Origin of the sequence: Acidithiobacillus sp. (genome assembly GCF_023255755.1) — a bacterium.
In the GTDB taxonomy this organism is placed as follows: domain Bacteria; phylum Pseudomonadota; class Gammaproteobacteria; order Acidithiobacillales; family Acidithiobacillaceae; genus Acidithiobacillus.
Genome location: NZ_JAGDVS010000182.1, coordinates 1 through 6,124, shown reverse-complemented (window position 1 = coordinate 6,124; position 6,124 = coordinate 1). Strand labels below are relative to the sequence as shown.

At 57.8% G+C, this 6,124-nt stretch carries 6 protein-coding genes and 1 tRNA gene; 3 read left to right on the top strand and 4 right to left on the bottom strand.

Annotation, left to right across the window (positions count from 1 at the left end; all coding sequences use genetic code 11):
* From pabB to Q0C48_RS12690, 3 genes are all read left to right on the top strand, one after another.
* The coding region (pabB, locus tag Q0C48_RS12700) for an aminodeoxychorismate synthase component I (protein ID WP_291524917.1) at positions 1–862 on the top strand (862 nt) is incomplete at its 5' end.
* Between the two features lie 67 nt (positions 863–929).
* Positions 930–1,916, top strand: a complete 987-nt coding sequence (locus Q0C48_RS12695) for a lysylphosphatidylglycerol synthase transmembrane domain-containing protein (RefSeq protein ID WP_291524915.1) — start codon at positions 930–932, stop codon at positions 1,914–1,916.
* 12 nt (positions 1,917–1,928) lie between these two features.
* A tRNA-Thr gene (locus tag Q0C48_RS12690) sits at positions 1,929–2,004 on the top strand.
* A gap of 858 nt (positions 2,005–2,862) precedes the next feature.
* On the opposite strand, the gene Q0C48_RS14735 is transcribed toward Q0C48_RS12690, so the two are convergent.
* The 4 genes from Q0C48_RS14735 to Q0C48_RS12675 all read right to left on the bottom strand — a co-directional run.
* Entirely contained in the window at positions 2,863–3,054 is a 192-nt protein-coding gene (locus tag Q0C48_RS14735) for an HGGxSTG domain-containing protein (RefSeq protein WP_366937055.1), read from the bottom strand.
* A 204-nt stretch (positions 3,055–3,258) separates the two neighbouring features.
* Positions 3,259–3,852 carry a hypothetical protein gene (locus Q0C48_RS12685; RefSeq protein WP_291524913.1) on the bottom strand — a complete coding sequence of 198 codons (594 nt, stop codon included), beginning with the start codon at positions 3,850–3,852 and terminating at the stop codon, positions 3,259–3,261.
* A gap of 599 nt (positions 3,853–4,451) precedes the next feature.
* Entirely contained in the window at positions 4,452–4,652 is a 201-nt protein-coding gene (locus Q0C48_RS12680) for a hypothetical protein (RefSeq protein ID WP_291524912.1), read from the bottom strand.
* Position 4,653: 1 nt separating this feature from the next.
* Positions 4,654–6,124 (bottom strand): YfjI family protein (locus Q0C48_RS12675; protein ID WP_291524909.1); only part of this gene is annotated, 1,471 nt, incomplete at its 5' end.

Below are 6,124 nucleotides of genomic sequence, written 5' to 3'. Positions count from 1 at the left end.
TTCCCCCGATCCATCTTTCCAGGTGCAGGGGCCGGTGCAGCCGCTCTGGAATCGCAGCGACTATGCCGCAGCTTTTGGCCGGGTGCAGGAGTATATCCAGGCGGGTGACTGCTATCAGGTGAATCTGGCCCAACCCTTCGCCGTCCCATACACAGGATCGCCATGGTCGCTATACCAGCGTCTGCGGACGGTCAATCCGGCGCCTTTTTCGGCATATTTGTCCCTGCCCCAGGGCGCGGTGCTGAGTTTTTCCCCGGAACGGCTGCTGCGGGTTCAAAAAGAGCGTTTGCAGGTCCGACCCATCAAAGGGACACGTCCGCGTCTGGAGGATCCGCAGGAAGACCAACAGATGGCGCAGGCTCTTTTAGCCAGCCCCAAGGATCGTGCCGAGAACGTGATGATTGTCGATCTGTTGCGTAACGATCTGGGGCGGGTGGCAGCGACTGGCTCGGTGCAGGTGCCGCAACTCTGCGCGCTCGAATCTTACGCCCACGTTCATCATCTGGTCAGCGTAGTGGAGGCGCGCTTAGCACCGGGACAGGATGCCTTGAGTGCGCTGGAGGTCTGCTTTCCGGGGGGCTCTATTACCGGGGCTCCCAAGCGTCGCGCCATGGAAATCATTGCTGAACTGGAAGCCGGACCGCGTGGCCTGTATTGCGGGAGTGTTGGTTATCTGGACCAGCGCGGCGGCCTGGATATGAATATTGCCATTCGCAGTATGACAGCGGTTCAGGGAGAACTGCGCTTCTGGGCGGGGGGCGGCATTGTCGCGGATTCTGATCCGGATGCGGAGTATCAGGAGACGCTGGATAAGGTGGCCGTATTTCATCGCGAGCTTGCAGCATTGGCGGGAGAGGGATGAGGGTGTTTGTCATGGTGCCCCCATCTGGCATAGAGTCGCTGCCAGTCTTGACTGCAAAAAACTGAATATGTCCGAAGAAAACAAAAAACGTCATACCCATTGGCAATTGTTGCTGCAGATCGTCTTTACGGTCGGCATTCTGTTTTGGCTCCTGCATAACACCAACTGGCAGGAACTGGGTCAGCGTTTTGCGGCGCTACGCCCGTTGTGGTTTGTGGCGGCCGTGTTGTCCTATGCCATGAATCTATCGGTGTCTGCCATACGCTGGCGTATTATTCTCATGGCAATGGAGCGCTCCGCACCCATGCTCTGGCTGCTGCGGCTGAACTGGGTAGGTGCCTATTTCAATCAAGTACTGCCGGGTTCCGTATCGGGTGACGTGATCCGCGCCTGGTACACCCGTCATCAGACCCACTCCATGCCGCTGGCGCTGGCCGCAGTGTTCGGAGACCGCTTCATGGGTTTGGGGGCGCTCATCGCTATTGCTGCCGTGGCCTTTGTGCTGGGCGGTGCGCGGGTGGGATTGTTGCCGCAGATGGGCTGGACGATTGGGATTCTGGTCTTCGCCTACGTCCTGATTGTATTTTTGATTCTGAGCCCATTGCTCAACTTTCTGGAAAAATTTGCGGGTAAACTGGGTGAAAAGCTGCACGACATTCGTCTCGGTATGGGCGCGCTGCTGCGTCATCGTCTGGCCCTCGGTGGAACGATTGTGCTTTCCTTTGTGGTGCAATTTTTTTCCATCCTGACTTTCTGGCTGCTCGCCCGTGCCCTGGGTGAAGCCCCCGACGCCGTGGCGGTTTGGGTGGTCTGGCCGGTGATCAGCCTTTTTCTGGCCTTGCCCATCTCTTTTGCGGGCTGGGGACTGCGTGAGGGGCTGATGGTGTTTTACCTGTCTTACCTGCACATGGGGCATGAACAGGCACTGGCGCTCTCACTTTTGCTGGGCTTTACCGTCGTGCTGACCAGCCTGCCGGGTGCGCTGCTCTGGATCGGGCTGCACCGCCACCATCAGGCTCCGCCGGATTTGAAAACACCGCCCGCCTCGCGTTAAACTGCGCGTCTAGCTGGCGTAGCTCAGTCGGTAGAGCTACTGATTTGTAATCAGTGGGTCATCGGTTCGATTCCGGTCGCCAGCACCAAATAAAACAGGCACTTAGTGCAGTAGGCTGGGTGCCTTTCCTTTTTCGTGTAAGCGCATTGTAAGCATTTGGGGAAAATCGGGCCTAAAACCGACCCCTGATCTGGCAGAATCTTCACCCCTCTGCACAGTCTTTCTCCCCCTGTCCCATGCCTTCTATCAGAATATTATTAAATAATAATATATTCTTAAAATTACTTTATAGCGGTTCTGGCGATTCTGCGATTCTGTGGGATACCTCTGCGATTCTTGCGATTCCTGCGATTCTGGGAGGGGTGCTGATCGTAAGTCATTGAAAAGATGAAAGACTCTGCAAAGGGAAGTGCCTGTTTTTGCTCTGCGATTCTGTGCGATTCTTTGCGATTCTTGCGATTGTGGGGAGCCTGTACCCTGTAAGCTGTTGATATTGCTGGCGCTGGTGACTTTGGCGGGGGTGTGCGATTGATGCGACTGGAGAGAAAGACTGTGCGGGAAGGTGGTCGGGCTGCCCACATCCAGGTGTGGTCCGGTCGGGATTTCCGACAAGTTGCCGATCTCAGCGCCAGCCGCGTTTCGTGATAGTCACAGAACCCGGCATGGTCCCCAATTTCCGGGCCTTCCGGGGGCATTTCTCGCCGCGTCTCCCGGTCGCAATGAGCGATATTCACGGGCACAAGAGTTGCTAATAATAAGCAATGCCTGTGCCGTGTGAATATTATTCATGTGCTTCGTCACTGTGACAGCCTCTTTTTATAGAGGGGAAATTGCCCAGCCAGCACCCCATGACGCACACGCCCGCACGCATGTACCGCTCCGAAAATTGCCCCGGCTCTATGCACCCGATGACGCACGTACGTACACGACGAAATGTCAGGAAAAGTCAGGATTTCCCCCGCCCTCTCGCCAATGCCGCCAATGCTTTCGCCTTGCCTTCCTCGGTCGTGGGTCCAGTGCTCAAGCCGCCGTGGAATGGACAGCGGTGCCCACGCCCTAACCCCTGCGCCTTGCACGGTACTCCCTGCCGAGTCTTGGCCGCGCACCTTGGTTTCCCATATGCGTCCAGATAGGGCATGAAGTCGTTTTGATAGCCTTGCGGTAGTCCAGCGGTGCGGGCCTTGAGTTCTTCCTCGCGTGTGGCCTGGGCTAGTACCGAGTATTGCAGCCCAAGCGCCTGCGCCAGATTTTTCATTGCATGTCTGTTTGCCATTGTATTCACCTCTCTGTGTTCAAAAAAAAAGGGGCCGTTAAGCCCCAAGCCGCCGCGCCACCGCGAAAATTAGCGGACCTCTTGAACCGGGACCGTTTCGCCAATCGGACCGATAAGCTGCACGGTGATGTGCCTCCCGACGCCATGTGCGCGAATACGGGATTTTGGGCGCTCGCTCATGTGTTTGCCGCCAAGGATGGGATTTGTTTTGCTCCATGCCGCGTCAACGCTGGCGTCAAACATGGCCGCGTCACTGGCAACCGCCGCACGGGTCTGGTTGGCTGCCAGCCATTCAGAGAGGGCGCTCTGTGCGTCGGCAAATGCTTGTCGGGCGCGGTCGCCCGCCTGGGTGGCTGCCGCACCTGCGTCAGCATAGCGAGTGACCAGCTTCGCCGCTTCATCGGTGAGCCAGTCAATCTCCGCCTGATACATGGTCGTCTCGGCATCGGCACGGACCATAGCAGCCATCTCAAGCCGGGTGGATGCCGTGGTGACTGCGGCGGCGGCGGCGATGATGGTTTTGTCATCGGGTGCGACGCCCGTGCGGGATGCACTGAGTAACGCTGCGTTCTTGGCTTCCTTGGCGGTATCCAATGCGGCCTGTGCGCTCTGTTCAGCGGCAAGGGCTGCGTCATATGCGGTTTTTGCTTCTGCGTGGTTCATACTGGGACTCCCATTTTGCGTAAACGTTGACGTTGCTGTTCAGGTGGCAAATCACGGAACGTCGGCGCCGGTTTGGGCTGGCCTTCGATGCGAGCCTTAACCACCCGTTCCAACTCTTCGGCGGTGACTGCAATCGTGTGCTTCCGGTCTGGGTTAGTGCTTTCCGACATTGCTTATGGCCTCCGAGATTAAAAATTCAAGTTCAGCCCTGACGGTACGCCGGTGGATGGTCGCCAAGTGGTCGAGACTGAGCCGGGCCGGGGTGGCTATTTCAGTAGCCAGCCGGGTGACACGGCCTTCGGACCGCAATCTTGCGCGTCGGGCCTGCATGTAATTCGCTGCTGTCATTGCTTATGTCCTCATTCAATGTTGATAGTGTTTAATTGTACAGTAGTTACTCTGAATTACAAGGTTATGTTTCTATACCCGTGAGAATCGCCTCTGCGCCTCCCGCTCGTCTGGGTGGTGCATTGGTAGCGCCCCGGCTGTTTGCGTCGATTCTAGGGCCGTTTCTGGCCCACCAATGGGCTGTTTACCGTAGAGCTTGCCGAGTGCATCCATGTAGCCCGGTGGCACTGATACTGCTGGTCGGCGCTTTTTCATTCTGGATACCTCCAGCCGTGGAGCCGGGTCAGCAATGCGCGATAAGCCTCAAGGCTAATCGGGGTCACGTTCTCGAAGCCGGGTATATCGTCCCAGCCGCGATCCGGGGGCAGGTCGTCCTCGCTCTGGATGGCCTCCCGCTCAAGAGCCGGATATGGGTCCGGCAAAAACTTCCGGTACAAGTCGCGCAATGCCATATCAACCTCCTTGCCGTAGAGTCGGATTTACTGAAACGCTGGAAGATTTGCCGACCTTGGATACGCGGACCCGGTGGCAGGCCATAAGCTCCTGCAGGGCTTTATCCAGTTCCGATCTTTTGCGCGTATCTGCCGGGCCTTTGTGCATGATCGTGGTGGCGCTGACCGGACCCTGCTGTTGCAGTAACCATGCGTCGAGCCGCTCCGCCGCGATCTGGTCGGCGGGCTGGGCAATCTCTCCAAGGAAGCGCCGGGCTTCGTACAGATGCCACGTAACAAGGGCTGCTGCTGCCCCTACGTGGTCGGCGCTGATCTCTCCAGATGGTCCGTGCTCGAACAGGTGGAAAAGGCAAGCAAGACGCGCCACGTTTTCAGCCGCTTTGCTGGCAGAGTCTTTGTTGTCGCTGAACTCATGGTCTGGGAGCAACTCGCGCTCGATGCCGTCATGGAAGCTGACCCACGCCGCTTTTCCCGCTGGCGACAGAGGTATGGTTTTCAGGTCGCAGCCGTCGACCAGCAACTCGGTCGCGCCGATCATCGCCTTGAGCCGTTCTGTAAAACGATGGGTCGCAATCGTGGTGCCCATAGATTTATAGAATCTGGTGCCTTGAGTCGATGCAGGCCAGCTAATCAGGAAACGAGCCGCAAAGCCGGACCCTCTGGCAATGCCTTTTGAGGACTCAAAGAATTGCCGGACCACACTCTCCTGCACGGCCAGACCCAAAGTCAGCCGCCCGCTGTTGAGGAGGACGCTTGCCCCTTCCGTTTTACGATCCGCCCGGATGGGTTCGCCTGACCATAATTTGTTGAGCACTGCCAGGCCGCCGGTCAGGTTGTCCTTTTTCATGGAATGGCCGCCGAAGACGACCCCGGCTTCCGCGCTGATAATCGCCGCGCTGGGCCAGTTGGAAGCCATGCCAGCGATGAGCGCCTCGACCGTGGTGTCGTCCCAAAGCACGCGGGGCACGATGACGGGTCGGGGCTTGTTCCGTTCCAGTTCCATCAACTTAGATTCAAGCTCGCCGACCGGCTTTCCGGCTTTGGCGTCTGACCGGATTGATGACACAACACCATCGACCTGAGCTTCCCACGACCTGAACTTGGCCGCGTGAATCTTCCGCAGCCCTTTTGCAGATTCTTCTTCTTCGATTTCGTATGCCCGGACACCCTCAAGGACCGTTGTGTCTATGGCGCTCTTGCGTTCGCCGCTCTCAGCGATGGAAAGAAAATACAAAGAACAAGGTCCGGCTAGACCTTTGTCCCGCTGCACATTTGCCAGCCCTTGCGCCGCCGCTGACAGGGCACTGAGTACCGAAGCCGCCACCAGTGCGGTCGGTGCTTGAATGAATCCTTGAACCTCCTGCACGACCGCCTTGATGGGGTCGGGCAGTGCGCCCATTGGATAGGGGTCGCCGATCTCATGTTCGGTGAGGGGTAACGGGTCGTCCCAATCGGGAGCCGCCGCCGCCGCC

What these genes read in the sequence shown, in the direction of transcription:
- Q0C48_RS12695 (WP_291524915.1), top strand. Translation starts at nt 930, where the DNA reads ATGTCCGAAGAAAACAAAAAACGTCATACCCATTGGCAATTGTTGCTG.
- Q0C48_RS12685 (WP_291524913.1), bottom strand. Translation starts at nt 3,852, where the DNA reads ATGAACCACGCAGAAGCAAAAACCGCATATGACGCAGCCCTTGCCGCT.
- Q0C48_RS14735 (WP_366937055.1), bottom strand. Translation starts at nt 3,054, where the DNA reads ATGCCCTATCTGGACGCATATGGGAAACCAAGGTGCGCGGCCAAGACT.
- Q0C48_RS12680 (WP_291524912.1), bottom strand. Translation starts at nt 4,652, where the DNA reads ATGGCATTGCGCGACTTGTACCGGAAGTTTTTGCCGGACCCATATCCG.